This window comes from Cellulophaga omnivescoria, assembly GCF_001999725.1.
Classification (GTDB): Bacteria; Bacteroidota; Bacteroidia; order Flavobacteriales; family Flavobacteriaceae; genus Cellulophaga; species Cellulophaga omnivescoria.
Map to the genome: position 1 here is coordinate 165,267 of NZ_MDDP01000050.1, position 26,175 is coordinate 191,441.

Genomic DNA, 26,175 nt, shown 5'->3' on the forward strand with positions numbered 1-26,175 from the left:
CTCTTTTAACTTTTCACTTTCAACTTTGCCTCTTCCCTCCAACTATATAAAACCGGAACAATAAAATAGGATGTTATATCTATAATCATTCCACCAAAAATTGGAATCGCCATAGGAATCATAATATCACTGCCTCTACCAGTAGACGTAAGTACTGGCAACAATGCTAAAACAGTTGTAACGGTTGTCATTAAGCAAGGTCTAATACGTTTTCCTGCTGCTTCTAAAGTTGCTAATCTAATTTCGTTTTTAGTTGTTGGGGTTTCTTTATTAAAAGTCTGTGTAAGATATGTTGCCATTACAACACCATCATCTGTAGCTATACCAAATAATGCAATAAAACCAACCCAAACTGCTACACTTAAATTAATAGTTTTCATGTTAAATAAGTCTCTTAAATTTTCTCCAAATAGGCTAAAATTTAAAAACCAATCTTGACCATATAGCCACATCATTATAAAACCACCTGCAAAAGCAACTGTAATTCCTGTAAAAATCATTAATGTAGTTGTCACCGATTTAAACTGAAAATACAGAATTAGAAAAATAATTACCAACGCCAATGGCACAACAACAGACAACGTTTTTTCTGCACGTAACTGATTTTCATACGTTCCCGTAAATTGGTAATTTATTCCTTTTGGCACAACCAATTCTCCCGTACTAATTTTACTTTCTATTAACTCTTGTGCATTTTCTACAACATTTACCTCTGCAAAACCGTCTAGTTTATCAAACAAAACATAACCAACCAAAAAAGTGTCCTCACTCTTTATTACTTGTGGCCCTTGCTCATAGGTAATACTTGCCAATTCGCTTAACGGAACTGGACTCCCTTTTTCTACTGGAATATAAATATTTTTTAAATCGTCCGGATTGCTACGCAGCTCTCTTGGGTAACGCACACGAACACCATAACGCTCGCGACCTTCTACTGTTTTGGTTAATACCATACCACCAACGGCAACTTGTAAAACGCTTTGCACATTTTCTATAGAAATTCCGTATCGCGCTATTTTTTCTCTATCAATATCTATTAATAAATAAGGCTTACCTACTATACGATCTGCAAAAACTGCTTCTACTTTTACACCTTCTGTTTGCTTTAAAATATCCTCTAACTGAATACCAAAAGCCTCTATTTCCTTTAAATCTTGACCTTTTACTTTTATGCCCATTGGTGCACGCATACCTGTTTGCAGCATTACTAGACGAGTTTCTATAGGTTGTAGTTTTGGCGCAGAGGTTACTCCTGGTAATTTGGTAACTTTTACAATTTCGTTCCAAATATCATCTGGATTTTTAATTTTTGGTCGCCAATTACGAAAAAATTCGCCCTTATTATCTGGGATTAATTGTTGTTTTAAGTTGATGGATTCCCAAGTTTCACGTTCTTCTACACGTAATAACATTCCGTTTTTTAGAACAAAATCACCATCATCATTTACTTTGTAACGTTGCCGTTCTCCTTTTTTATTCAGCATATATTCTGGTTTATACTGAATCATATTCTCGTACATAGATAATGGTGCAGGGTCTAAAGCAGATTCTGTTCTACCAGCTTTACCAACTACAGTTTTAATCTCTGGAATACCAGCCACAGCCATATCTAACTGCTGCAAAACGCGTTTATTTTCTTCTACGCCAGAATGCGGCATAGATGTAGGCATTAATAAAAACGAACCTTCATTTAAAGACGGCATAAACTCTTTACCTGTATTTTTAAGAATGAAAAATCCAAAAACAACTAGCGCTAAAGGAATTGATAAAAACAACAATTTGTTTTGTAACGCCCACCCTAAAATTTGCTTGTAGTATTTTTGAAAAACACTAAATACACCTAACAAGCCAAAACAAATAATAGAAACAAATAGAAGGTTTAAAAATATACTATTACCAACACCTAATGGTCTCCAATGTTCTGCTAGTAAAAACACAATAGCAACACAAGACAATATTATATTTACCGTATTCTTATTAATTCTAAAATTGAAATTGAAAAACGATATTCTATATTCTTTTTGATGCGAGAAAGCAAACCAAAAAGCAGCAAGACCAAAGCCTATAAGTAAAGCACCTATCCAATACCCATATATTAATATTGCACTACCAACAACAATTAATAATGCATTTAAAACATTAGATACTGTTTTTTTAAGGTTGACTTTTTTAAATATTGATGCAGCAAATGGTGGAATTAAGAATAACGCTATAACCAATGCAGCAATAAGCGCAAATGTTTTGGTAAAAGCCAATGGTCTAAATAATTTACCCTCTGCGCCTAGCATAGTAAAAACAGGTAAAAAACTAATTATTGTGGTTAATACAGCGGTTACAATTGCTCCGGAAACTTCTGCAGTAGCATTGTATACAATTTGATTGATTGATAATTTTTCTTCATCAATATTTATAGAGGTAACTTTTAACTTTTCATTTTTAACTCTAAGATCTTCCTCATCTATATGCCTTATAATATTTTCTGATAAAATAACACCTACATCTACCATTGTACCAATGGCAATTGCAATACCAGAAAGTGCTACAATATTGGCATCTACATTAAAAAGTTTCATAGCTACAAAGACCATTAAAACCGCAACTGGTAACAAACCTGAAATAAGAACAGATGCTCTAAGGTTAAACACCATTACAATAATTACTAAAATAGTAATTAGTATTTCTAGTGTTAAAGCTTCATTTAATGTATTTAGTGTTTCTTGTATAAGCTCACTTCTATCATAAAAAGGAACTATAGTTAATTGTGATGTTCTGCCATCTTTTAGGACCTTAGATGGCAAACCTGCACTAAGTTCATTTATTTTTTCTTTTACATTGGTAATAACCTCCATTGGGTTAGCACCATAACGCGCAACTACAACTCCACCCGCAACCTCTGCTCCTTCTTTGTCTAAAATACCTCTACGGGTTGCCGGTCCTAAAACTACTTTAGCAATGTCTTTTATTTTAATAGCGGTATAATTAACAGAACTAACTACAGCATTTTCTATATCTTTTACAGATTTCACATACCCTAAACCACGAACTAAATATTCTGCTTTATTAATTTCTAAAGTTTGCGCACCAATGTCTTTATTACTGTCTTTTACCGCTTTTACAACCTTATCTAAACCAATATTATATTGACGCATTAATTCAGGATCAACATCTATCTGGTATTCCTGTACGTAACCGCCAATAGAGGCTACCTCAGACACACCACTTGCAGAAGACAGTGCAAACTTTACGTAATAATCCTGTATACTTCTAAGCTCATTTAAATCCCAACCACCAGTAACATTACCATCTTTATCTCTACCTTCTAGTGTATACCAATATACTTGCCCCAAACCTGTTGCATCTGGTCCCAAAGCAGGGTTAACGTCTTCTGGTAGTAAATTACTTGGTAAAGAGTTTAGTTTTTCTAAAATTCTACTACGACTCCAGTAAAAATCTACATCCTCCTCAAAAATGATATAAATATTAGAAAACCCAAACATAGATGAACTACGAATGGTTTTTACTCCAGGAATACCTAACAAAGAAGCTGTTAACGGGTATGTAATTTGGTCTTCTATATCTTGTGGAGACCTACCATCCCATTTGGTATACACAATTTGCTGGTTCTCGCCAATATCTGGTATAGCATCTACAGCTACCGGATTACTTGGTAAAAAACCTGTATCCCAATTAAATGGTGCATTTACTGTTCCCCAACCTATAAAAAGAACAAGTAGTAAAACAGCTACAAGCTTATTTTCTATCAGAAATTTGATACTTTTATTTAGCATTAATTTTAAAATTTAGTAGTGAATACAAGGTATTAGATACCAAGAAGTACTTTATAAAAAAGTTAACTTCTAAACATAAAGGCCTAACACAAAAAGCTTTGCATTATAACCAACTACTAAAAAAATTAAATTAAATAAGTCTCGTCTAACTTAAAAATATCTTTGATGACGAGTGGAGGATTGTATTTTGTGTATAATATTACATTCTCTTGTAAATCTTCAAATAAAGAAATGTAAGAGTAAATAAATGATGTAACAAATATGTGCTGATCAAAAGAGACCTTATCTAAAGACATTCGCAAATTGCTTTGCCCATCTATTAGTAGTTGCTCATCCTTACAACAACTTTTTTTTGTAATAGAACACCCTTTAGATTGCGGATTTTGCATTTCCATACCACAACCTTCTGCCTTATGAAAAACAGCTGTTTCTACCAAAGTATCACCACAAAAATGCATATCTAAAGAAAATGACATTGTAGAAAATAAAACTACAATAGCCAACAAGCTAGACATTATTTTTTGAAATACTTTTTTCATACTTAATGCAAAAATACAAAAAAAAAGAATTGATAGTGTTATAACCCTCTTAAAACAATGTATATAACATTTATAATTAGCTTTTAAAACGATTATAAGCTTCTTTACTTAACTCCTCTCTAAAATTAGGGTGAGAAATAGATATTAGTGCCTTTGCTCTTTCTTGCAAGTTTTTGCCATATAAATTAACTACACCGTATTCTGTGGCTACATAATGTACGTGAGCACGTGTTGTAGTAACGCCCGCTCCTTGTTTTAAAAACGATGTTATTTTAGAAATACCTTTAGCAGTAATAGATGGCATTGCAAAAATAGGTTTACCACCTTTAGATAAAGAGGCTCCGCGTATAAAGTCCATTTGTCCGCCTACACCAGAATATTGCTTACTACCAATAGTGTCTGCACAAATTTGGCCCGTAAGATCTATTTCTATGGCACTATTAATTGCTGTAACCTTAGGATTTCTGCGTATAATAGAAGTATCATTAGTATAAGCAGCTTCTTTAAAATGCACCAATGGGTTATCATCTACAAAGTCGTATAATTTTTGAGAACCTACAGCAAAACAAGTTACAATTTTTCCGTGTTTTACAGCTTTGTCCTCACCTGTAACTACTCCGCTTTCTATTAAAGGTAACACACCATCAGAAAACATTTCTGTATGTATTCCTAAACGCTTATGGTTGCCCAAATTGCTTAATACAGCGTTTGGTATGTTACCAATACCCATTTGCAAAGTTGCGCCATCATCTATTAAACCTGCAACATGTTTACCTATCTCTTGCTCTATATTAGATATTGATGATATGCTATGGGAATGTATAGGAGTATTGACCTCAACAGCACAGTCTATATCATTAATGTGTATAATTCCGTCACCGTGAGTTCTGGGCACGCAAGGGTTTATTTGTGCTATAACATTTTTTGCTGTTTGTATGGCTGGTAATGTTATGTCTACAGAAACACCTAAAGAACAATACCCGTGTTTATCTGGTGGAGACACTTGCACTACAGCAACATCTAACGGAAGAATACCGTTTCTGAACAACAGGTTAATTTCGCTTAAAAAAATTGGAATATAATCTCCCTGTGTGGTGTTTATTAATTGCCTGACATTGCTACCAACAAAGCAACTATTCATTTTAAAACTTTTACTGTAAGGCTCTTGTGCGTATTTTGCTTGCCCCTCTGTATGTATAGATACAATTTCTACGTTTTGTAACTCGTTATACCTGGCACACATAGCTTCTATTAACACATTAGGTGTCATTGCTGCACCCTGTAAAAATACTCTATTACCAGATTTTATAGATTGTGCTGCTTGCGCTGCAGAAACAATATTCATAACATTAAAAATTTAGTGATTAGTGACATTCCATATTGGTAGAAACCATTTCTACCACAGGTTTTGGAGAAACATAAGGAATACCGAGGCCCAAGCCTCTAAGAATAAACAAGACTCCAATTACAATTACAAAAACAGGAATTAATTGCTGTACTTTTTTACGCGCAACACCTTTTAGCATTCCACCAAAATAAACAGCAATTGTCATAAGTGGTATAGTACCAGCGCCAAAGATTATCATATACAAAGAGCCTTGCACTGCATTACCCATAGCAATAGCACCAAACAATGCCATATATACCAAGCCGCAAGGTAAAAATCCGTTTAAAAAACCAATGGTTAAAAACGTATCTGGAGTTCTTTTTTTAAGCTCTATTCCCAGTCTAGATTTTACTTTAGAAATAAGCCTATAAATAGGTTTAGACACATTGTATTTTTGTAATTTTTTAGATGGAATTAAAACAATAATAATCATTAAAACTCCAATTGTAATTGATAATTTCTGCTGTAAGCCAAAAACATACAAGCCTTTGCCTAACAACCCAAAAACAAGACCTATTACTCCATAAGCAAGCAACCTACCAAAATGATAAATAAATATCTGAATTGTTTTTTTAAACTTGCTATGCCTATCTACCGGTAACATAAAGGCTATTGGTCCGCACATACCAACGCAGTGCAAACTCCCCATTAACCCTAATATAAAAGCAGAAAATAGCATACTTAATACGTTATACTTTGTTTGTGTAAATACTCTTCTTTGTTGTATTGCCAAGCAATTTTAATGTCCCAACGACCATCTAACAAACGTTTGTCAGGTATGAGCAAATGTGTTTTGGATAAACTTATGGGTAAGCTAAAATCCAATTGTTTATTAGATGGCCTATATAGGGACACCTTACCTGTTATTTTATTAAAATCTTGATCCTTTGGAAAAACTATTAATAAGCCATCTTTAGTTTTATCTACAGCTAGTTTATTAGTTAATTTATAAGCATTGGTAACGTCATTAATTTCTTTTTGATACCCTAACTCTGCCTTATAATACTCTTCTGTAACCAAATCATGTTTTGCTCTGTTCTCAGAATTCATTCTAACAACAAAGTATAATATAAAGCTAATGAAGCCTACAAATGCCAGTACTATTCCTGTTCCCCAATTTATTTTCATAACTTATTTTTTTATTTGTAGCTTCTTGGTGCCAAAAAGCGTGCTGTAGTTGTTTCTACCAATTTATTATTGCTATACACTCCTATTTTAAGCTTGTCTTTATCACCATTTAAAGCTGCATTATTAATTTCTATAAATAATGTGCCTTCTGCCAGCTCTTGTGCTGGTACGTTAAAGTTTTTATGTGTAACCAGTTTAATTGTTCCTTTGTGGGATAGCAGTTTAAAACTAACATCTGTAACATCTTCTGTTGTTTTATTCACCAGTTTAAACGTATATACATTACTAATTATACTTCCTTCTTTATGCTCGTATAACTGACCTGGAAGTCGTAAAATATTTGCTTCTAAATCGTTTCTTAAAAACAGCATACCAATAAGCAATCCAATTAAAATTATTAAAACAGCCGAGTAACCTTTTAGTCTTGGTGTAAATTTAAACTTGGCTTTCTTTTCTATATTATCTTCACTGGCATACCTAATTAAACCTTTTGGCAAGTTTACTTTTTCCATTATGGTATTACACTCATCTATACAAGCAGTACAATTAACACATTCTAGTTGCGTACCATTTCTTATGTCTATACCTGTAGGACAAACATTTACACATTGCGCACAGTCTATACAATCTCCGTGACCAAGTGCTGTGCGATCTTCATTTTTTCTAAACTTTTTTCTTCCATTTTGTCCTTCGCCTCTTTTATGGTCATACGCTACTACAATAGATTTATTATCTAAGAGTACACCTTGCATACGCCCATAAGGACAAGCTATTATACATACTTGCTCTCTAAACCAAGCAAAAACAAAATAGAAAACCGCAGTAAAAATCAACAATGAAATTATTGTACTGGTATGCAACAATGGTCCGTCTGTTATGTATTTAATTAGCGTATCACTACTAATTAAATACGCCAAAAAAACGTTAGCAATTATAAATGAGATGATAAAAAAGATAATCCATTTGGTAACTCTTTTTCTTATTTTATCTGCATTCCATTTTTGCTTATCTAAACGCATTTGTGCGCCACGGTCACCCTCTATCCAATATTCTATTCTACGAAAAACCATTTCTAAGAATATCGTTTGCGGACACATCCAGCCACAAAAAATACGCCCAAAAGCAACGGTAAAAAGAGCAATAAAAACAACACCTATAATCATTGATATTACTACCAAATGAAAATCTTGTGGCCAAAAAGGAAAACCAAATATGTTAAAACGACGATCTATGACATTAAACAATATAAATTGGTTGCCCTTTATTTTTATAAAAGGAGATACTAGTAAAAACAACAGCAAAGTGTAGCTAACAATTTTGCGATAATTGTAAAATTTGCCACTAGGTTTTTTAGGAAAAACCCAAGCTCTTTTGCCGTCAGTATCTATTGTACCAATAGAATCTCTAAACTTTTCATCTGCAGCCATTGTGTTGTTTTTACTAGTAATACTCCGTTGTTATTCTTCTGTTGGTTCTGGTTTCCAAATTTCTCCTTGCGGTTCTTTAGGACTAGCAGGGGTTGTACCTTGTAATGTTAAAACATAACTTGCTACCTGTGCACGTTCTAAAGGTTTTAATATTTGTTTCCAGGCAACCATACCTTTACCGTCTCTACCACCTTCAGATATGGTATTAAAAACATTTTTAATACCACCACCTAAAATCCAATATTCATCCGTAAGGTTAGGTCCTATACCGCCTCCACCATCTGCTATATGACAAGCAACACAACTTGTTTGATATATTTTTTCACCAGCTTTTATATCTGCAGTTTCAGTTAGCACCTCAACTGTATTAACATCTACCAAACCCTTAGCTGTTTTTTTGTACTCTTCTATTTCTATTTTGGCTGCAGCAACATCTTGCTCATACTCCAAAGCCTGGTCATAATCATTAAACACATGAAATCTTGCTAAATACACCACACCAAATATGATACCTGCATAAAAAAGGTACACCCACCAAGGCGGCAAATTGTTATCTAACTCTTGTATACCATCATAATTATGATCTAAAATTATTTCATGCTCTTCTTCCATAGGCTTAGAACCTAATAGTTTAGCATAAACTCTTTTCCCCCATTTCCACTCAAACTTTTTAGTATCTTCTTCTAAATACTTCTGTTTTGCTTCTTCTGGTAAGGTCTGGAACATTACATTTTCTATAGACCTAACTATTACTTCTGATGCTATTAAGATTAATAACACTAGTACTAAAAAACCTAAAACAATTGGGTAAGCAATAAACGCTGGCTGGTCACCAGAATCTATAAAGTATTCCATTAATCCAAAAACGATAAAGAAAACTAGAGGTATCCTTATCCACCAAGGTGTCATATTTTTCATAGTATTATTCTTTTGTTAGGTTGGTTTTATCATCATCTTCTAGAGGTATATTACTTACCTCTTTAATATGCTCTTTTGTTGCTGTAAACACCCACCAAAAAAGTATGGTGAAGAACACAAAAAATATAAGTAGCGATATCATAGGATAAGTTGCTATACCCTCCATACTCTCCATATGTCCTTTTATAAATTTTAGCATAACATTATTTTTTAGCTGTTGTTTCTTCCGTGTTTTTTATTTTAATATCTGTACCTAAACGCTGTAAGTAAGCTATTAGAGATACTATTTCTCTGTCTCTCATTTCTACAAAAGGCTGTCCGCTATCTTTAGCAAACTTTTTATCTGCCTCGTAGCTCTTTGCAAAATCTGGATCTGTATATAAGTTCTTTTCTATTTTAGTAGCCTGTACATCCATAGATTTTTCTGCGTTAGCAATATCTTCTTCTGTATATGGTACACCAAGAGCTACCATTGCTTCCATTTTAGCTTTAATATTACTTCTATCGTGCTCATTACGAACAAGCCATTGGTAAGCTGGCATTATAGAGCCAGATGAGGTACTTTGTGGATCATACATATGGTTTAAGTGCCAATTGTCTGAGTATTTACCACCAACTCTTAATAAATCTGGACCTGTACGCTTACTTCCCCATAAAAAAGGATGATCATAAACAAACTCTCCTGCTTTGGCATACTCACCGTAGCGCTCTACCTCCCCTCTAAAAGGGCGAATCATTTGCGAATGGCAACCAACACAACCTTCTCTTATGTACAAATCTCTACCCTCTAACTCTAAAGGTGTATAGGGTTTTACACTAGTTATAGTTGGTATATTAGATTTTACCAATATTGTTGGTATTATTTGCACAATGCCACCAATTAAAATAGCCACAGTAGCCAATATTGTTAACTGTACAGGCTTACGCTCTAACCAAGAGTGGTATGTTTCTCCTTTTGTTCTTTTTTTAGATACTCTTGTAAGAGGTGCAGCTTCTGCCAACTCATCTTCTACTTTTTGTCCAGAACGCACTGTTTTAAACACATTATACAACATAATAAACGCACCTAATATGTACATACTACCACCTATTGCACGCATCCAGTACATTGGTATAATTTCTTTTACTGTTTCTAAAAAGTTACCATAAACTAATGTCCCATCTGGATTAAAATCTTCCCACATTAAAGCTTGTGTAAAACCAGCCACATACATTGGCAATGCATAAAGAATAATACCCAAAGTACCTATCCAAAAGTGTGCATTAGCTAAACCTGTAGAATGTAATTTTGTTTTAAACATTTTAGGTACCAACCAGTAAATCATACCAAAAGTTAAAAAGCCGTTCCAGGCCAATGCCCCAACGTGTACGTGTGCAATAATCCAGTCACTAAAATGCGCAATTGCATTTACATTTTTTAATGATAGCATAGGACCTTCAAAAGTTGCCATACCATAACCTGTGATAGCTACTACCATAAATTTAAGCGTTGGGTCTGTACGTACTTTATCCCAAGCACCACGCAAGGTTAAAAGTCCATTTATCATTCCACCCCAAGATGGTGCTAGTAACATTATAGAGAATGCCACTCCTAAGTTTTGTGCCCAATCTGGCAATGCAGAATACAATAAATGGTGAGGTCCTGCCCAGATATAAATAAATATTAAGGACCAAAAGTGTACTATAGATAACCTGTAAGAATATACAGGTCTGTTAGCTGCCTTAGGCACAAAGTAATACATTAACCCTAAAAACGGCGTTGTTAAGAAAAATGCAACGGCATTATGCCCGTACCACCACTGTACCAATGCATCTTGTACACCTGCATAAACAGAGTAACTTTTTAAGGCACTAACAGGCAACTCCAAACTATTAAAAATATGTAGTACAGCTACAGTTACAAATGTTGCTAGGTAAAACCAAATTGCTACATATAAATGTCTTTGTCTTCTGCGTAACATTGTACCAATAAGGTTCCAACCAAAAGCTACCCAAACAACAGCAATTGCAATATCTATAGGCCACTCTAACTCTGCATATTCTTTAGAAGTACTGTAACCAAGTGGTAGTGTAATAGCTGCAGCAACAATAATAGCTTGCCAACCCCAAAAGTTAAAATTACTTAGGCCATCACTAAACATACGTGCTTTTAGCAAACGTTGTGTAGAGTAATATACACCTGCAAAAATAGCATTACCTACAAAGGCAAAAATTACCGCATTGGTATGTAATGGTCTTAACCTACCAAAACTTAACCATGAAATACCATCGGTTAAATTTGGGAAAAGAAACATAAAGGCTAATAACAGACCTACTGACATCCCTACAATACCCCAAAATATTGTAGCATAGAGAAATTTCTTTACGATTTTGTTATCGTAATAAAACTGTTGTACTTCCATAATTTAATTCATCTTAGTTTGTTCGATTTTTTTACTTTCTTTAGTACTAGAGCTCTTTTGTACAAGTTCGTCTTCAAAAAGCATACGTATAGATGGTGTATAAGAATCATCATACTGACCACTCTTTACCGATATTATAAATGCTAAAAAGAAAAACAGCGCCACTATAATACTTATAGACAGCAACACATAAATTACACTCATACCTACCTGAATTTATAAGACAAAATTACCGGCTATGCACTTCTTATAATATGATATATATCATACTTTAAAGAAATTTGAGAAAAAGATAGTTTAGTTTATTCTTAATAAGATTACTATAGTGATTAGCCTATGAAATAAAAGCTAGTATATTTGAATAAACATTACAAATAGAGAACTACAATGAAGTTATTGAAAAATGTATTTTTTACTACATTCCTAATTATTATACAGCAAGTAAATGCACAACAGTTTAATTTAGATGCAGAAATAAAACCTCGTTTTGAGTTTAGAAACGGTTACAGCACCTTAAATTCTGATGCTGTTGATCCTGCTTCTTTTGTATCACAAAGAACTAGATTAAATTTTGGTTACAAAGGAACCGAATTTAACGCTTTTGTTGCTGCACAGAACGTTAGGGTTTGGGGAGATGCCGCTACATTGTCTACTACAGATGCTAATGGCATAACACTACAACAAGCTTGGGCTGAAGCTTTTTTAGGAAAATGGAGTTTTAAACTAGGAAGGCAACATATTGCTTATGATACAGAACGTATTTTTGGACGTGCAGACTGGAACCAACAAGGTAGAAGCCACGACGCTCTTAAAATAAAATTTAAACCAAATGCAACTAACAGAATAGATATTGGTTTTGCGCTAAATGAAACGTCACAATCTATTTTTGAGGAAGATTACACCTTAAATAACTATAAAAACTTTCAATATTTATGGTACAACACCAAGTTTAACAAAATAGGCTTAAGTTTTTTATTTTTAAATACTGGTTTTGCTTTTGATGATAATAATGAGCAAAAAATAGCGTACAACCAAACCATTGGTTTAACAAGTGCCTTAAATGATACTAGATGGAGTGCAAATGCATCAATTTATTTACAAACTGGTAAAATTGAAAATTCAGATTTATCTGCTTTAAATGCTAGTGCAACCATAAACTACAGCTTAAACTCTGAGTTTTTAGTAGGGCTTGGAGCCGAGTATATGTCTGGTACAGATATGAACGAAACAACTGGCGATTTAAATTCTTTTACGCCTTGGTTTGGCACCAACCACAGGTATAATGGTATTATGGATTATTTTTATGTTGGCAACCACAGCAACTCTGTTGGTTTAGTAGATATTAACGCTAAAATTAATTACAGTAAAAATAAGTTTTCTGTAAACTTGGCACCTCACTTTTTTAGTTCTGCTGCTACTATAGTAAATGGTAACGGTATAGAGCAAGATAGCTATTTAGGAACTGAAATAGACCTTACATTTGGTTACAAAGCATCTAAAAGTATACTTTTTAATGCCGGATACTCACAAATGTTTGCTTCTGATTCTATGGAAATTATTAAAGGAGGAGACGCCTCTATGACCAACAATTGGGCTTGGGCTATGATTACTTTTAAACCACATTTTTTTAGTTATAACGGCAATTAAACTTTAATGTTTTACGCATAAAAAGAGCAGTTTTACAAATTGTAAAACTGCTCTTTTTTTATTCTAATTTTTTACCTACTAAATTGGTTGCAATAGTAGTAAACAAAACAATACTTATAGAGCTTAAAGGCATTAATATAGCTGCAATAACAGGCATTAATTGTCCTGTAGTAGCAAAATACAAACCAATTAAATTGTATGACAATGAAAAACCAAAACTTAGTTTTATAATCTGCATTGCACTTTTAGATGCTTTAATATAATTATTTAACTCTTTAAATTTTGATGCATCTAAAATACCATCGCAAGCGGGAGAAAACACATTTACATTTTCTGATATAGCAATACCAACATTACTTTGTGCCAAAGCACCGGCATCATTTAAACCATCACCAACCATAAGTACTTTTTTACCTTGGTCTTGTAAACTTTTTATAAAGTTTAATTTATCTTCTGGTTTCTGATTAAAGTAAAGCGGAGTTAATTTAGGCAATAAAGCTTGTAAACGTTCTTTTTCTCCTTCATTATCACCAGATAAAACACCTAAATCCAAAGAGTTCTGCATTTCACTAAACAATTTAGATACACCTTTTCTGTATTGGTTACTAAAAACAAACTTGCCTTTATAAGCATCATTACTACTAATATACACCGCTGTATTTTCTTGACCACTTACAGTACCGTTTCCTGCAAAATTTGCAGATCCTACTTTTATATTATTATCTTCTAAAACTCCTATTATCCCTTTTCCTAAATGTTCTTGATACTCATCCAAAGTTAAAATATCTTGTGCTGCTAATAAATTGTAAAGTGTTCTACTTAATGGGTGGTTAGAGGCTCTTAATGTATTTTTTAATAACGATTCTTCTTCTGCACTTAACGCCATACCCTCATAGCTAGCTGTGCTCTTTTGAGCTGTTGTTAAGGTACCTGTTTTATCAAAAATAGCTGTAGTTAACTGTGCTAACTGCTCTATAGTTTGTGTGTTTTTTAAATAGAATTTTTTACGCCCAAAAATGCGTAACATATTACCCAATGTAAATGGTGCTGCCAATGCTATGGCACAAGGGCAAGCAATGATTAAAACCGCAGTAAAAACATTTATAGCCTTACTACTGTCTATAAACATCCAAATAAATGTAGCTATAAAAGCAATACTTAAAACTGCAATTGTAAAACGCTCACTTATTTTATCTGTAATGGTTTGGAACTTGCTTGTTTTATCTACTGTAAAAACGGAATTCCCCCAGAGTTGCGTTAAATAACTTTGTGATACCGATTTTAAAGCTTCCATTTCTATTGCTCCTTGCAACTGCTTACCACCTGCTAAAATTTTATCGCCACTTGCCTTTTCAACAACTTCAGATTCACCTGTAACAAAGCTATAATCTATACGCGCATTACCTTTTAACACAATACCATCTACAGGTATTAACTCTTCATTTCTTATTAAAAGTTTATCTCCTTGCTTAATATCATACACTTGTACTGTTTCTTCTTCTCCTCCAGGCAAAATTCTAGTCACAGCAATAGGAAAATAAGACTTGTAATCTCTCTCAAAAGATAAAAAGGAATATGTTTTTTGCTGAAAAAATTTACCTAAAAGCAGAAAAAATATCAACCCTGTTAAACTATCAAAAAAACCAGTTCCCCAATCAAAAATAATTTCTAATGTACTACGTACAAAAAGCACTAAAACACCTAATGCAATTGGCACATCTATATTTAAAATTTTAGAGGAAATACTTTTGTAAGCAGATATTAAATAATCTTGTGCAGAATAAAAAACTACAGGCAATGAAAAAGCAAACATTAACCACCTAAACACATTTTTATACTGGTCTAACCAAAACTCTTGTACTTCAAAATACTCTGGAAAAGACAAAAACATAACATTTCCAAAGGCAAAACCAGCTACTCCTAATTTATAAATAAGACTGCGGTCTACGCTTTTTTTACCTTTGCTATAATCCTCTAAAGAAATATATGGCTCATAACCAATTTTAGCCAATAAAATTACCAACTGCTTTAAACTTAATTCTTCTGGATTATAAGCTATACGAACCATTTTTTTAGGAAAATCTACTTGAGATGATCTTACTGCTTTTGCTAATTTATTTAAGTTCTCTAAAACCCAAATACAAGAACTACAATGTATATGTGGTATGTATAAATTTACTATTTGATGATTTTCTTCATTAAACTCTATTAATTTATCTAAAATTTTAGGAGAGTCTAAAAAGTTATATTTATCCGCTACTTCATTTGGTGTGGCACCAGCAGCAGATTGTAAATCATAGTAATAAGTTAAGTCGTTAGACTCAAAAATTTCGAAGACTGTTTTACATCCATTGCAACAAAAATGCTTACCTTTAAATACAATAGGTATTGTGTCACAATCATCTCCACAATGAAAACATTTTTCTTTTATCATCTTTAACATTTTAGACCAAAACAAAGGTCTGTTAAAGTGCTATTTTAAAATATGACAAATGTCAGGTTTTGATTTTAACATTAACCGTAAATTTGTATTGTAAGCAAAAACAATGTTATGAGTAGGTGTGAAAATTGTATTATTCGTCAGTTTAATTCGTTACGAGCTATGAGCAAAGACGAGTTAAAAAAAGTATCTGACACCAAAGTTTCTAAAACTTATAAAAAAGGTGATGCAATTTTTGAAGAAGGAGAGCGTCTAGACGGTGTATTTTGTGTTAGAGATGGCGTGTCTAAACTATCTAAACTTAGCTCTAACGGAAAAGACCAAATAATAAAACTTGCTACTAAAGGAGAGATTTTAGGGCAACGTTCTGTAATTGCAGAAGAATCTGCTAACTTAAGCGCTGTAGCTATTAAAGATGTAGATCTTTGTTTTATTCCTAAAGAAAGTATTTTACATACTTTAAACACCAACCCCAATTTTGCTGTTGAGGTATTGCGCCATATGGCCAATGATTTAAGAGAGGCAGATGATGTTATTGTAAATATGTCTCAAAAAACAGTAAAACAACGTATTGCAGAAGCCTTTATCTATTTAAAAAATGAGTTTGGTGAAGATGATAATGGTTTTTTAAAACTAAGCTTAAGCAGAGAAGATATGAGTAATGTTGTGGGTACTGCAACAGAGTCTACTATTAGAATTATATCTGAATTTAAAAAGAAAGGTATGATTGAAACCTCTGGAAAACAAGTTAGAATTAAAGATATAGCAAAATTACAAAACGTTGTAAGCGGATTATAAGTTTTTAAAACTGACAAATATCATAGTTTACGGTTGTAACTACTTTTATTTTTACATCAGATATTTTAACACAGTCTGATGAAAAATATACTCTTACCCACAGATTTTTCTGAAAATGCAAACAATGCAATTACGTATGCTCTTGAGCTTTTTAAAAAAGAAAAGTGTAATTTTTACTTATTAAATACTTACGTACCCGCTATAACACATAGCAGGTTTATGGCAGAAAGCTCTAAAACTCTGGTTGTAGAAAAGAATACAGAAACAAGCTCTAAAAATGGGTTAAAAAAGACAATAGAATATATTAGGCAAAAACACGCTAACCCTTTACATAGTTTTAAAACCATATCTTCTTTTGATTTACTAACCCATGAAGTTGTAGATATTATTAAAAACGAGCATATAAATTTTGTAATATCTGGCACTAAAGGAATAACAAATTTTAAACGTGTATTTATTGGTGCAAATACTATGCACATAATTAATGCAATTAAAGACTGTCCTGTTTTAGCAATACCAAATAACTATAATTTTTGTGTTCCAAAACAATTGGTTTTGGCAACAGACCTTAAACGCAGCTTAAGTCCCGAAGCATTGCAAGCACTTTTGTTTATAACAAAATTGTATAGTTGCACAGTACATATTCTTCATTTAAAAACAAATGTATTGTTAGATGATTTTCAGCAATCTAATTTAAAAATAGTACAAAATTGTTTAGCTAGTGCCCCTTTAAAACTACATTTATTACCATATTACGCAAATAAATCTGAAATTATAAGCAGATTTATAAAAGACCACGCAATAGATACTTTGGCATTAGTTTATAATAACCGTAGTTATTTAGAAGAATTAATACAAGAACCCGTTGTAGAAAATGCAGATTACCATACAAAAATTCCATTACTGGTTTTACCTAGCTAATCATTAGCAATAAAAAAGCTCCAAAAATGCAAAACACATCTTTAGAGCTTTTTTAAAGTTTTAATTTAAGCTTACTGTTTAGCAGCCTTTTTAAACTTATATGTTATACCTACGTTAACTCCAAAAGAAGAATATGGTACTTTTTGTGATAATTTTTTAGATGGATCTGTATTGTCATTTCTTAACTCATCTACATAAGTAGTTTTTTTACTGTAACCTGGAGGTAAGTTATCTAAAGTAAAAACACTTTCTGCAACCATATTACCATCAGGAGTAAATAGGTTTGTATTAAACTCTTGCAATTCAGAATCTTTACGTTTTAGGCTAATACCGTAGTATTCTGCCTCTACGTATATACTAAAGTTGTTATCTATAGGGAATTTATATCCTAAAGCACCAACAAAACCTAAAGGAAACTTACCGTGAAAATCTTCTGTGTAATTCGTTTCTGAGTAAGAACCCTCAGGAAGGCTATATGGCTCTCTCTCTGCCTCAGACATTAATGTACTACTAAAAACTACAGCTTCTGTTTTACCTGCTATTTTTAATAATGCACCTGCACGACCATAAAAATTATCTGTAAATTTGTAAGCTACAGCTACAGTTGCACCATAAGCTCTACCTCTTGCAATTGCATCTACATCTACTCCTGGTACTGTGGTCTTATTTATAGTATGGTCTGCTCCATTTAAATAACCAACACCCACATCTAAACCAACTTTTTCATTAAAAAAATAAGTTCCTCTTAGCTGAAAGTTAACACCCTCTCCGTAACTACCATAAGTATTTTCTACACTTGTTGTTGTTGTTTCTGTTCCTAATTTCATCTCAGCGCTTCCAATTGCATAACCTGTACCTGCCGAAATTTCAAATTGAGCATAAGACATAGTACTAATTAAAATACCGACTAATAATATTACTCTTTGTTTCAAAATATATAGTTTTAAGTTAATATAATGTAAAGGTAGAAAAAAGGAAAATGAAGAACACACCAATTGTAGTAATTTCTGACGTTTAACACTAATATTATAGAAATGATAATTTATTATTTAAATTATAGAACAATAATAAACACAGCTACCAATAAGCTTAATTATACCTAAATTTATTAAGATATATTGTAGTTTCAGTATAAGATTGTATAACAAGAAGTTTACTTACAAAACGATATAAAATAAAAAAGCTCCCGATAAAATCGGAAGCTTTAATTACTGTGGGCCCTACTGGATTCGAACCAGTGACCCCCTGCTTGTAAGGCAGGTGCTCTGAACCAACTGAGCTAAGAGCCCTCATTCACAATTTAGAAATTTGTTTTCCGTATTGCGAGTGCAAATATATAACTGTTTTTCGTTTCTCGCAAATAAAAAATGAAAAAAAATTAAACTATTTCTGCAACAACAAAAGTGCTGCCTCCAACGTAAATTAAATCTTCTTTTTTTGCTAAAGATTTTGCTTTTTCAAGTGCTTCTTTTACAGATGAATAAGCATCACCCCGTAATAAAAAGCTACTTGCTTTAGCTTGTAATTCCTCTGCATTTAATCCTCTTTCTATTTTTGGACAACAGAAAAAATAATTTGCATTTTTTGGAAAAAGAGGTAAAATAGCATCCAAATTCTTATCCTTAACAACTCCTAAGACAATAAAAAGCGACTTATATTTTTGCTGTTTTAATTGATCTAAAGTTAAACTTAAGCCTTCTTTATTGTGTGCTGTGTCGCAAATTACCCTAGGTTGCTCCTGTAATAGTTGCCACCTACCCATTAATCCAGTATTTTCTACCACATTTAACAGCCCTTTTTCAATTGCACTATTCGTAATTGTAAATTCTTTTAATTGTTTAAGTGTAGCTAAAACACCTTTTATATTTTTTTGCTGATAATTACCCAATAAAGATGTTTTGTATGTTTTTACTAAAATAGCATCTGCATAAATTAAATGCGCGTTTTTAGACTCTGCAATTTCCTTAAACACAGCTACTGTTTCTTTTTGATTTTCACTTACTACAACCGGCACATTATTTTTTATAATACCTGCTTTTTCTGCTGCAATTTTTTCTAATGTATCTCCTAATAAATCTGTATGATCTAGTCCTATATTTGTTATTAATGAAACCTCGGGCGTAATAATATTAGTAGAATCAAGTCTTCCACCTAAACCAACTTCTATAATGGCTATGTCTACTTTTTCTTTAGCAAAGTAATTAAACGCCATTGCCACAGTCATTTCAAAAAATGAAAGTTTATGATCATTAAAAAAAGGCATATTACTTTCTACAAAGTTTATAACATCATCCTCTGGAATTTTAATTCCATTAATTCTTATGCGCTCCCTAAAATCTTTTAAATGCGGAGAAGTATATAAACCTACATTGTAACCAGCTTCTTGTAAAATAGATGCTAACATATGGCTACTAGAACCTTTACCGTTAGTACCAGCTACGTGTATACTTTTAAACTGTTGTTCTGGAGATCCTAAAGCTTTAGAAAATAGCTTTATATTGTCTAGCTTTCCATTAAACGCAGATTTTCCTTTGTTTTGGTATATTGGAAGTTGAGCAAACATCCAATCTAACGTTTGGCTATATGTCATTAAAGTATATTAAATTGAGTAAATAAGGAGTAAAATTAAAGTAATTTTAGATAATTACTCTCCTAATTTAAAGTTTACAACAACAAAACCTATTTGTCTGCTTGGAGCATTAGCATCTAAGTTCCACTTATGTAAACGTGCAGTTGCCTCTGCTGGCTTTAATAAACAAGGATGGTTGTTAGTTGTACCTTTTACGCCTGGTGTTGCAGATAGCACTTTACCGTTACGGTCTACAATAATTTTAACAACAACTCTACCCTCTTCATTACACTCTTGCTTTACTTTACCTTTTGCTAGTAGTTTTCTTCCAGATAATCCGTAACCAGCCCCACCACTACCAGAACCTGGAGAGCCATAATAACTAGTTGCATAAGGGTCTCCTTGTGGATTTCCCTTGTCACCAGCTTTATTATCATCTCCTTCTCCTCCTGTGGCTTTACCGTCAGACTTAGCTAAGCCACCAAAAAGGTTATCTACCTTATCCCTTTTTGCCTGCTCTGCTTTACGCTTACGCTCTGCTTCTGCTTTTTCTGCAGCAATACGCTGCTGCTCCTTACGCTCTGCCTCTGCCTTAGCTTTTTTTGCTGCGGCATCTGCTTTACGTTTAGCTTCTTGCTGTTGTTTTATTAAAATTGATTCTTCATTATCTTGAGTAACCAATTTTTCTGCTGCCTTTTCTTGTGCAGACTCTTGTTGTACTTGTGGTTCTGCTACAGGCTTAACTTCTTCTTGTTGTTCTTCTACAACCTCTTTTGTAGTCTTTACTGGTTCAGATTTTATTTTCTCTTTTGGTTGTACGTTACCTTTACCAAAATCCATCTGACCAAAATTAACCGCAATACCCTTTTCTTCTGGCGGATCCATATAAGTTAAACCAACATAAAAAAGCAACAACAAGAAAACGCTTAACAACAAGGTTGTAAGCGTAAAAGATTTTTTCTTGTGTTTGGTATCTAAGAACGACATTATTTTGCTCGCACAGCTAAAATAACCTTGTAATTATTTTTATTAGCAATATCCATTACGTTTACTGCTTCTTTTACAGGCACTGTTTCTTCTGCCCTTAAAATAATTGTAGGTTTTTCTTGACCTTCTAGTGCTTTCTTTAATTCAATTTCTATGTATTTCCCGTTTATTTTTTCATTATTCACAAAATACTCTAAGTTTTTATTAATACTTACAGATACATTTTGTGTGTTGGTTGACTTCCCTTTTGCCTTAGGAAGCAACAGATCTAGTGCATTTGGTGCATTTGACGTTAGCATAAAAAATACCAACAATAAAAACACAATGTCTGTCATAGACGACATACTAAAGTCCGGACTTACTTTATTTCTTCCTTTTAATTTCATCTAAAGGAATTTAAAGTGGTTCGTTTAATAAGTCTAAAAAGTCTACAGCGTTAGCTTCCATAGCGTGTACAACTTTACCCGTTCTGTTTACAAGGTGGTTGTAGCCAATGTATGCAATAATACCCACAACTAAACCAGCTACTGTAGTTGTCATTGCTGTATAAATACCAGATGCTAAAGAACCCATTTCTGCTTGCCCTCCTGCAGATGCCATTTCATGGAATGCCAAAATCATACCAATTACAGTTCCTAAGAAACCAATCATAGGTGCAGCACCAGCAACAGTAGCTAAAACACTAACATTTTTTTCTAATTTATATACTTCTAAAGTACCCGCATTTTCAATAGCAGTATTAATATCATCTAAAGGTTTTCCTATTCTAGATATCCCTTTTTCAGTTAATCTTGCCACCGGAGAATCTGTTTGTGCACACAACATACGAGCAGCGTCTAGCTTACCATTTGTTACGTGGTCTTTAATCTGATTCATAAAATTTTTATCAATTTTAGAAGCAGCCTTTATTGCAAAGATTCTTTCAAAATAAATATATAGAGCAACAAACAAAAGAATTCCTAAAATTGCTATAATAATAATGCTACCCGCACCACCATTTACAATTAAATCTATTACTGATAGTGTTTTTTCTTCGGATACACTTTCTCCCATTACTACCTCATTAGCAGCATCTTGAAACAATAACATATATTTTCCAGTATTTAAGTTGCTCTTATAACGCTATTTTACAAATAAAATTATACGTTTAATATAAAATCTCTGATTAAAATAAAAGAAGCTGCACCTGCTAAAAAGCCTACTAAAGCCAACCAAGTGATTTTCTTAAAATACCAGAAGAAATCTATTTTTTCCATACCCATTGCAACTACACCTGCAGCAGAGCCAATAATTAACATACTACCACCCGTACCGGCAGAATATGCAATAAAGTGCCATAAAGGATCATCCATAGTTTGAGGAAACATACCAATACTAGCTGCTACCAACGGAACGTTATCTATAACCGCAGAACCTGCCCCTAATAACATTACTACAATATCTGAATTTGGAATTGCCGCATTTAGATTTTCTGCAAAGTGGAATAACATACCTAACGATTCTAAAGCAGCTACAGCTAACAATATACCCAAGAAAAATAAAATACTTGGTAACTCTATCTTAGACAAAGAATGATGAACTGGACTATGGTGAGCAGCAGCTTCACTTTCACCATCTACATTAGATATACTAAATTTAGAGTTACTGTAAATTTCTGCAAAAGTTGCAACAACAGCTAAAGACAACATCATACCTACATATGGTGGTAAGTGCGTAATAGTTTTAAAGAAAGGAACAAAAACAATAGCTCCTAAACCTAAATATAGCATTGTAGATCCAAATTTAGATTTTTTATCGCTATCGGTTTCTTCAATATCTTCAATATTACCTTTAAAGGCTTTAAATCTACTTGCAATAAGTGTTGGTACTACCATACAAACAATAGATGGTACAAATACGTGCTCTACTAATTGTGCAGCAGAAACTTTATCTGCTATCCATAGCATTGTGGTTGTAACATCTCCAATAGGAGACCAAGCTCCACCAGCATTAGCTGCAATAATAATCATACCAGCAAACCACAAACGAGTTTCTCTGTTTCTAATTACTTTTTGTAAAATTGTTATTAATACAATAGTAGCTGTTAAGTTATCTATAATTGCTGATAAGATAAAAGCAAGAATGGAGAACAACCATAATAGTTTACGTTTGCTTTTTGTTTTTATAAACCCTTTAATTGTGGCAAAACCATTAAAGTAATCTATAATTTCTACAATAGTCATTGCCCCTAATAAAAAGACCAATATTTCTGCAGTTTTTCCTAAGTGATGTAGTAAAATTTCATCTACGTGGCTTGGTGCTAATTCTCGCAAAGCCGCATCAACTTCAAAAACTGGCATATGAGCTAATGCTATTACCGCCCAAAGTAATGCCATCATGGCAAGTGCAGGTATTAGCTTATCTATTTTAAGATTGTGCTCTAAGGTTATTGCTAAATAACCAACAAAAAAAATAATTATTATAATGGTCTCCATTCTTCTTCTTCTTAGTTTAGTTTATATTAATTGTTTTAAAGCTATCTCAAAAGCAGTCTTACTTAACTGTTTTTTTGAAGCGTTATTTTTATATACATTTTGCATTGCTTTCTTTATAGTTTCAGATGTATCTAGAAAAACCAACTCATCATTCATTTCTACTCTTCTTTCCATAAAGTAAGCAAATACTCTAGCCATACCACAGTTAGATATAAAATCTGGAATTAAACTTACACGCTCATCTGTATACTCCATTATAGGACCAAAGAAAATTTCTTTATCTGCAAATGGCACATTAGCTCCACATGTAATAACTTCTAGACCTGTATCTATTAACTGTGTTATTTGTTCTTTGGTTATTAGTCTAGATGCGGCACAAGGTGCAAATATTTCAGCTTCTAAACCCCAAATTTGTTTATTAATTTCTTCAAACGGAATCATATTATCCGCTACAAGAGTATTTCCGTTTTTATTAAGGTAAAGCTCTTTTACTTCTTCAAAAGAAAAACCGTCTTTGTTAATTATACCACCATCACGGTCTATAATACCTACAATTTTAGCTCCCATTTGACTAAGGTAATATGCTGCAGCAGCACCCACGTTACCAAAACCTTGTACTATTGCTCTTTTACCTTTTATGGTACCACCATAAATATCATAATAATGTTTTGCTGCTTCTGCTACGCCAAAACCAGTAATCATATCTGCTACTGTGTACTTACGCTCTACAGAAGGAGAATACGTATTACTCTCTATCACTTTTATAACACCCAATCGCAATTGGCCAATACGGTTAATTTTATCTGCTTCTGTAGGTTTAAAATGTCCGTTAAAAACCCCTTCTTGTGGATGCCAAACACCAGCATCTTCAGTAATAGGAATTACTTCGTGTATTTCATCAACATTTAAATCTCCGCCAGTACCATAATAACTTTTTAATAATGGAGCAACGGCATTGTACCAACGTTTTAGAACTCCTTTTTTTCTTGGATCACTAGGATCAAAATTAATTCCTGATTTTGCGCCACCAATTGCTGGCCCAGAAACTGTAAACTTCACCTCCATAGTTTTTGCCAAAGACAAAACTTCATTCATATCCAAACCTTTACGCATTCTTGTGCCACCACCGGCTGCACCGCCACGTAAAGAATTTATAACCGTCCACCCTTCGGCTTCCGTTTCAGAATCCTTCCAATTAAAAACTATTTCAGGTTGTTTGTCCTCGTATTTTTGTAGTAAATCTTTCATTTTAAATTGATTGTAAATTATGTAACATATTATTGCATTGCTATTGTTGTTAAAAATATCCCTCCCAAACGGGAGTTACTGCTGTCTCATAATTTTAATATTAAATCAATTACTAAAAGTTCAATTCAACAAATATAAAAATATTGCGGCATTTTTAAACTTTTAACAACCATAGAATGATTAATTTTTCATTAATTTTACGTTGAACCGTACTAAAGTATAGAGAAAGAGAACAATATACTGTTGAATATATCACAATATAAAGCTATATTTGTACACATAAATTAACATTATCGCAATAAGATGGACTTTAAGTTAACAGAAGAACAATTAATGATTCAGCAAGCAGCAAGAGATTTTGCTCAAAATGAATTATTACCAGAAGTAATTGAAAGAGATGACGCCCAAAGATTCCCTGAAGAAGAAGTAAAAAAAATGGGCGAGCTAGGCTTTTTAGGAATGATGGTAGACTCTAAATACGGAGGAAGCGGCCTAGACACCCTTTCATACGTTTTAGTAATGGAAGAATTGTCTAAAGTAGATGCTTCTTGTTCTGTAATTGTTTCTGTAAACAACTCTCTAGTTTGTTGGGGCTTAGAAACTTTTGGCACAGAAGAACAAAAACAAAAATACTTAACTCGTTTAACAACAGGAGAAAGTATAGGTGCTTTTTGTTTGTCTGAACCTGAAGCTGGTAGTGATGCTACATCACAAAAAACTACAGCAATAGACAAAGGAGATCACTACGTATTAAACGGTACAAAAAACTGGATTACCAATGGTAGTTCTGCAGACATATACTTAGTAATTGCACAAACAGACATAGAAAAAGGGCACAAAGGAATTAATGCTTTAATTGTAGAAAAAGGAGCAGAAGGGTTTGAAATTGGACCAAAAGAAAATAAATTAGGTATTAGAGGTAGTGACACACACTCATTAATATTTAATGATGTAAAAGTACCTAAGGAAAATAGAATTGGAGAAGACGGTTTTGGTTTTAAATTTGCTATGAAAACACTTTCTGGTGGAAGAATTGGTATTGCTGCACAAGCATTAGGTATTGCTGCAGGCGCATATGAATTAGCATTAAAATACTCTAAACAAAGAAAAGCATTTGGTACTGAGATTGCCAACCACCAAGCTATTGCTTTTAAATTAGCTGATATGCACACTTCTATAGAAGCTGCAAGGATGTTAGTTTACAAAGCTGCTATGGATAAAGATAATCATGAAAATTATGATTTATCTGGTGCAATGGCAAAACTCTACGCATCTAAAGTTGCTATGGATGTTGCTGTAGAAGCCGTACAAATACACGGTGGTAACGGTTTTGTTAAAGATTACCACGTAGAGCGTTTAATGAGAGATGCTAAAATTACACAGATTTATGAAGGCACATCTGAAATACAAAAAATAGTAATTTCAAGAAGCATTTTAAGAGATTAAATTACAATAATATCTTTTTTTAATAGAAATGCTGCACAAGTTCACTTGTGCAGCAT

General features: G+C 33.1%; 22 protein-coding genes and 1 tRNA gene. 4 read left to right on the plus strand and 19 right to left on the minus strand.

Features of this window, described 5'->3' with window-relative positions:
- Positions 1–5 precede the first annotated feature (5 nt).
- The 10 genes from BFJ87_RS16055 to ccoS all read right to left on the minus strand — a co-directional run bounded on the left by BFJ87_RS16055 (position 6) and on the right by ccoS (position 11,793).
- Positions 6–3,788, minus strand: a complete 3,783-nt coding sequence (locus BFJ87_RS16055) for an efflux RND transporter permease subunit (protein WP_077407003.1) — start codon at positions 3,786–3,788, stop codon at positions 6–8.
- A gap of 125 nt (positions 3,789–3,913) precedes the next feature.
- The gene (locus BFJ87_RS16060) at positions 3,914–4,327 is read right to left on the minus strand and encodes an HYC_CC_PP family protein (RefSeq protein WP_077407006.1); all 414 of its coding nucleotides are present in this window, start codon (positions 4,325–4,327) and stop codon (positions 3,914–3,916) included.
- A 76-nt stretch (positions 4,328–4,403) separates the two neighbouring features.
- Positions 4,404–5,672 carry an acetyl-CoA hydrolase/transferase family protein gene (locus tag BFJ87_RS16065; protein ID WP_077407009.1) on the minus strand — a complete coding sequence of 423 codons (1,269 nt, stop codon included), beginning with the start codon at positions 5,670–5,672 and terminating at the stop codon, positions 4,404–4,406.
- Positions 5,673–5,691: 19 nt separating this feature from the next.
- Entirely contained in the window at positions 5,692–6,393 is a 702-nt protein-coding gene (locus tag BFJ87_RS16070; protein ID WP_077407012.1) for a sulfite exporter TauE/SafE family protein, read from the minus strand.
- Positions 6,394–6,395: 2 nt separating this feature from the next.
- Entirely contained in the window at positions 6,396–6,842 is a 447-nt protein-coding gene (locus tag BFJ87_RS16075) for a FixH family protein (protein ID WP_077407014.1), read from the minus strand.
- A gap of 11 nt (positions 6,843–6,853) precedes the next feature.
- On the minus strand, positions 6,854–8,269 hold the full coding sequence (ccoG, locus tag BFJ87_RS16080; protein ID WP_077407017.1) for a cytochrome c oxidase accessory protein CcoG: 1,416 nt from the start codon (positions 8,267–8,269) through the stop codon (positions 6,854–6,856).
- A gap of 30 nt (positions 8,270–8,299) precedes the next feature.
- The gene (locus BFJ87_RS16085) at positions 8,300–9,187 is read right to left on the minus strand and encodes a cbb3-type cytochrome c oxidase N-terminal domain-containing protein (RefSeq protein ID WP_077407020.1); all 888 of its coding nucleotides are present in this window, start codon (positions 9,185–9,187) and stop codon (positions 8,300–8,302) included.
- A 4-nt stretch (positions 9,188–9,191) separates the two neighbouring features.
- The gene (locus tag BFJ87_RS16090; RefSeq protein WP_077407023.1) at positions 9,192–9,386 is read right to left on the minus strand and encodes a CcoQ/FixQ family Cbb3-type cytochrome c oxidase assembly chaperone; all 195 of its coding nucleotides are present in this window, start codon (positions 9,384–9,386) and stop codon (positions 9,192–9,194) included.
- A 4-nt stretch (positions 9,387–9,390) separates the two neighbouring features.
- The gene (gene ccoN, locus BFJ87_RS16095) at positions 9,391–11,589 is read right to left on the minus strand and encodes a cytochrome-c oxidase, cbb3-type subunit I (protein ID WP_077407025.1); all 2,199 of its coding nucleotides are present in this window, start codon (positions 11,587–11,589) and stop codon (positions 9,391–9,393) included.
- Positions 11,590–11,592: 3 nt separating this feature from the next.
- The gene (ccoS, locus tag BFJ87_RS16100) at positions 11,593–11,793 is read right to left on the minus strand and encodes a cbb3-type cytochrome oxidase assembly protein CcoS (protein ID WP_077407028.1); all 201 of its coding nucleotides are present in this window, start codon (positions 11,791–11,793) and stop codon (positions 11,593–11,595) included.
- A 183-nt stretch (positions 11,794–11,976) separates the two neighbouring features.
- On the opposite strand from ccoS, the gene BFJ87_RS16105 reads away from it, so the two are divergent.
- The gene (locus BFJ87_RS16105; RefSeq protein ID WP_077407031.1) at positions 11,977–13,236 is read left to right on the plus strand and encodes an alginate export family protein; all 1,260 of its coding nucleotides are present in this window, start codon (positions 11,977–11,979) and stop codon (positions 13,234–13,236) included.
- Positions 13,237–13,294: 58 nt separating this feature from the next.
- On the opposite strand, the gene BFJ87_RS16110 is transcribed toward BFJ87_RS16105, so the two are convergent.
- The gene (locus tag BFJ87_RS16110; RefSeq protein WP_077407034.1) at positions 13,295–15,670 is read right to left on the minus strand and encodes a heavy metal translocating P-type ATPase; all 2,376 of its coding nucleotides are present in this window, start codon (positions 15,668–15,670) and stop codon (positions 13,295–13,297) included.
- A gap of 117 nt (positions 15,671–15,787) precedes the next feature.
- On the opposite strand from BFJ87_RS16110, the gene BFJ87_RS16115 reads away from it, so the two are divergent.
- Together BFJ87_RS16115 and BFJ87_RS16120 are read left to right on the plus strand one after the other, a co-directional pair.
- The gene (locus BFJ87_RS16115; RefSeq protein WP_077407036.1) at positions 15,788–16,474 is read left to right on the plus strand and encodes a Crp/Fnr family transcriptional regulator; all 687 of its coding nucleotides are present in this window, start codon (positions 15,788–15,790) and stop codon (positions 16,472–16,474) included.
- Positions 16,475–16,552: 78 nt separating this feature from the next.
- Complete coding sequence (locus tag BFJ87_RS16120) at positions 16,553–17,395, plus strand: universal stress protein (protein WP_077407039.1); 843 nt, start codon at positions 16,553–16,555, stop codon at positions 17,393–17,395.
- Between the two features lie 71 nt (positions 17,396–17,466).
- On the opposite strand, the gene BFJ87_RS16125 is transcribed toward BFJ87_RS16120, so the two are convergent.
- From BFJ87_RS16125 to BFJ87_RS16160, 8 genes are all read right to left on the minus strand, one after another.
- Positions 17,467–18,327: an outer membrane beta-barrel protein gene (locus tag BFJ87_RS16125; protein ID WP_077407042.1), complete on the minus strand. Its 861-nt coding sequence runs from the start codon at positions 18,325–18,327 to the stop codon at positions 17,467–17,469.
- A 282-nt stretch (positions 18,328–18,609) separates the two neighbouring features.
- Positions 18,610–18,684 (minus strand) — tRNA-Val (locus tag BFJ87_RS16130).
- An 89-nt stretch (positions 18,685–18,773) separates the two neighbouring features.
- Positions 18,774–19,985 (minus strand): bifunctional folylpolyglutamate synthase/dihydrofolate synthase, encoded by a 1,212-nt coding sequence (locus BFJ87_RS16135; protein ID WP_077407045.1) that lies wholly within the window; start codon positions 19,983–19,985, stop codon positions 18,774–18,776.
- A gap of 54 nt (positions 19,986–20,039) precedes the next feature.
- Positions 20,040–20,951: an energy transducer TonB gene (locus BFJ87_RS16140; RefSeq protein WP_077407048.1), complete on the minus strand. Its 912-nt coding sequence runs from the start codon at positions 20,949–20,951 to the stop codon at positions 20,040–20,042.
- Complete coding sequence (locus BFJ87_RS16145; protein ID WP_034642970.1) at positions 20,951–21,337, minus strand: ExbD/TolR family protein; 387 nt, start codon at positions 21,335–21,337, stop codon at positions 20,951–20,953. The genes BFJ87_RS16140 and BFJ87_RS16145 overlap by 1 nt, the downstream gene beginning before the upstream one ends.
- A gap of 10 nt (positions 21,338–21,347) precedes the next feature.
- On the minus strand, positions 21,348–22,040 hold the full coding sequence (locus BFJ87_RS16150; RefSeq protein ID WP_077407051.1) for a MotA/TolQ/ExbB proton channel family protein: 693 nt from the start codon (positions 22,038–22,040) through the stop codon (positions 21,348–21,350).
- A 50-nt stretch (positions 22,041–22,090) separates the two neighbouring features.
- On the minus strand, positions 22,091–23,425 hold the full coding sequence (nhaD, locus tag BFJ87_RS16155; RefSeq protein ID WP_077407054.1) for a sodium:proton antiporter NhaD: 1,335 nt from the start codon (positions 23,423–23,425) through the stop codon (positions 22,091–22,093).
- Positions 23,426–23,446: 21 nt separating this feature from the next.
- A complete protein-coding gene (locus BFJ87_RS16160) occupies positions 23,447–24,673 on the minus strand; it encodes a Glu/Leu/Phe/Val dehydrogenase dimerization domain-containing protein (protein ID WP_077407057.1) in 1,227 nt (408 codons plus the stop codon).
- 303 nt (positions 24,674–24,976) lie between these two features.
- Between BFJ87_RS16160 and BFJ87_RS16165 the strand changes: the two genes are divergently transcribed.
- Positions 24,977–26,119 carry an acyl-CoA dehydrogenase gene (locus BFJ87_RS16165; protein WP_077407060.1) on the plus strand — a complete coding sequence of 381 codons (1,143 nt, stop codon included), beginning with the start codon at positions 24,977–24,979 and terminating at the stop codon, positions 26,117–26,119.
- The last annotated feature ends 56 nt before the right edge of the window (positions 26,120–26,175 follow it).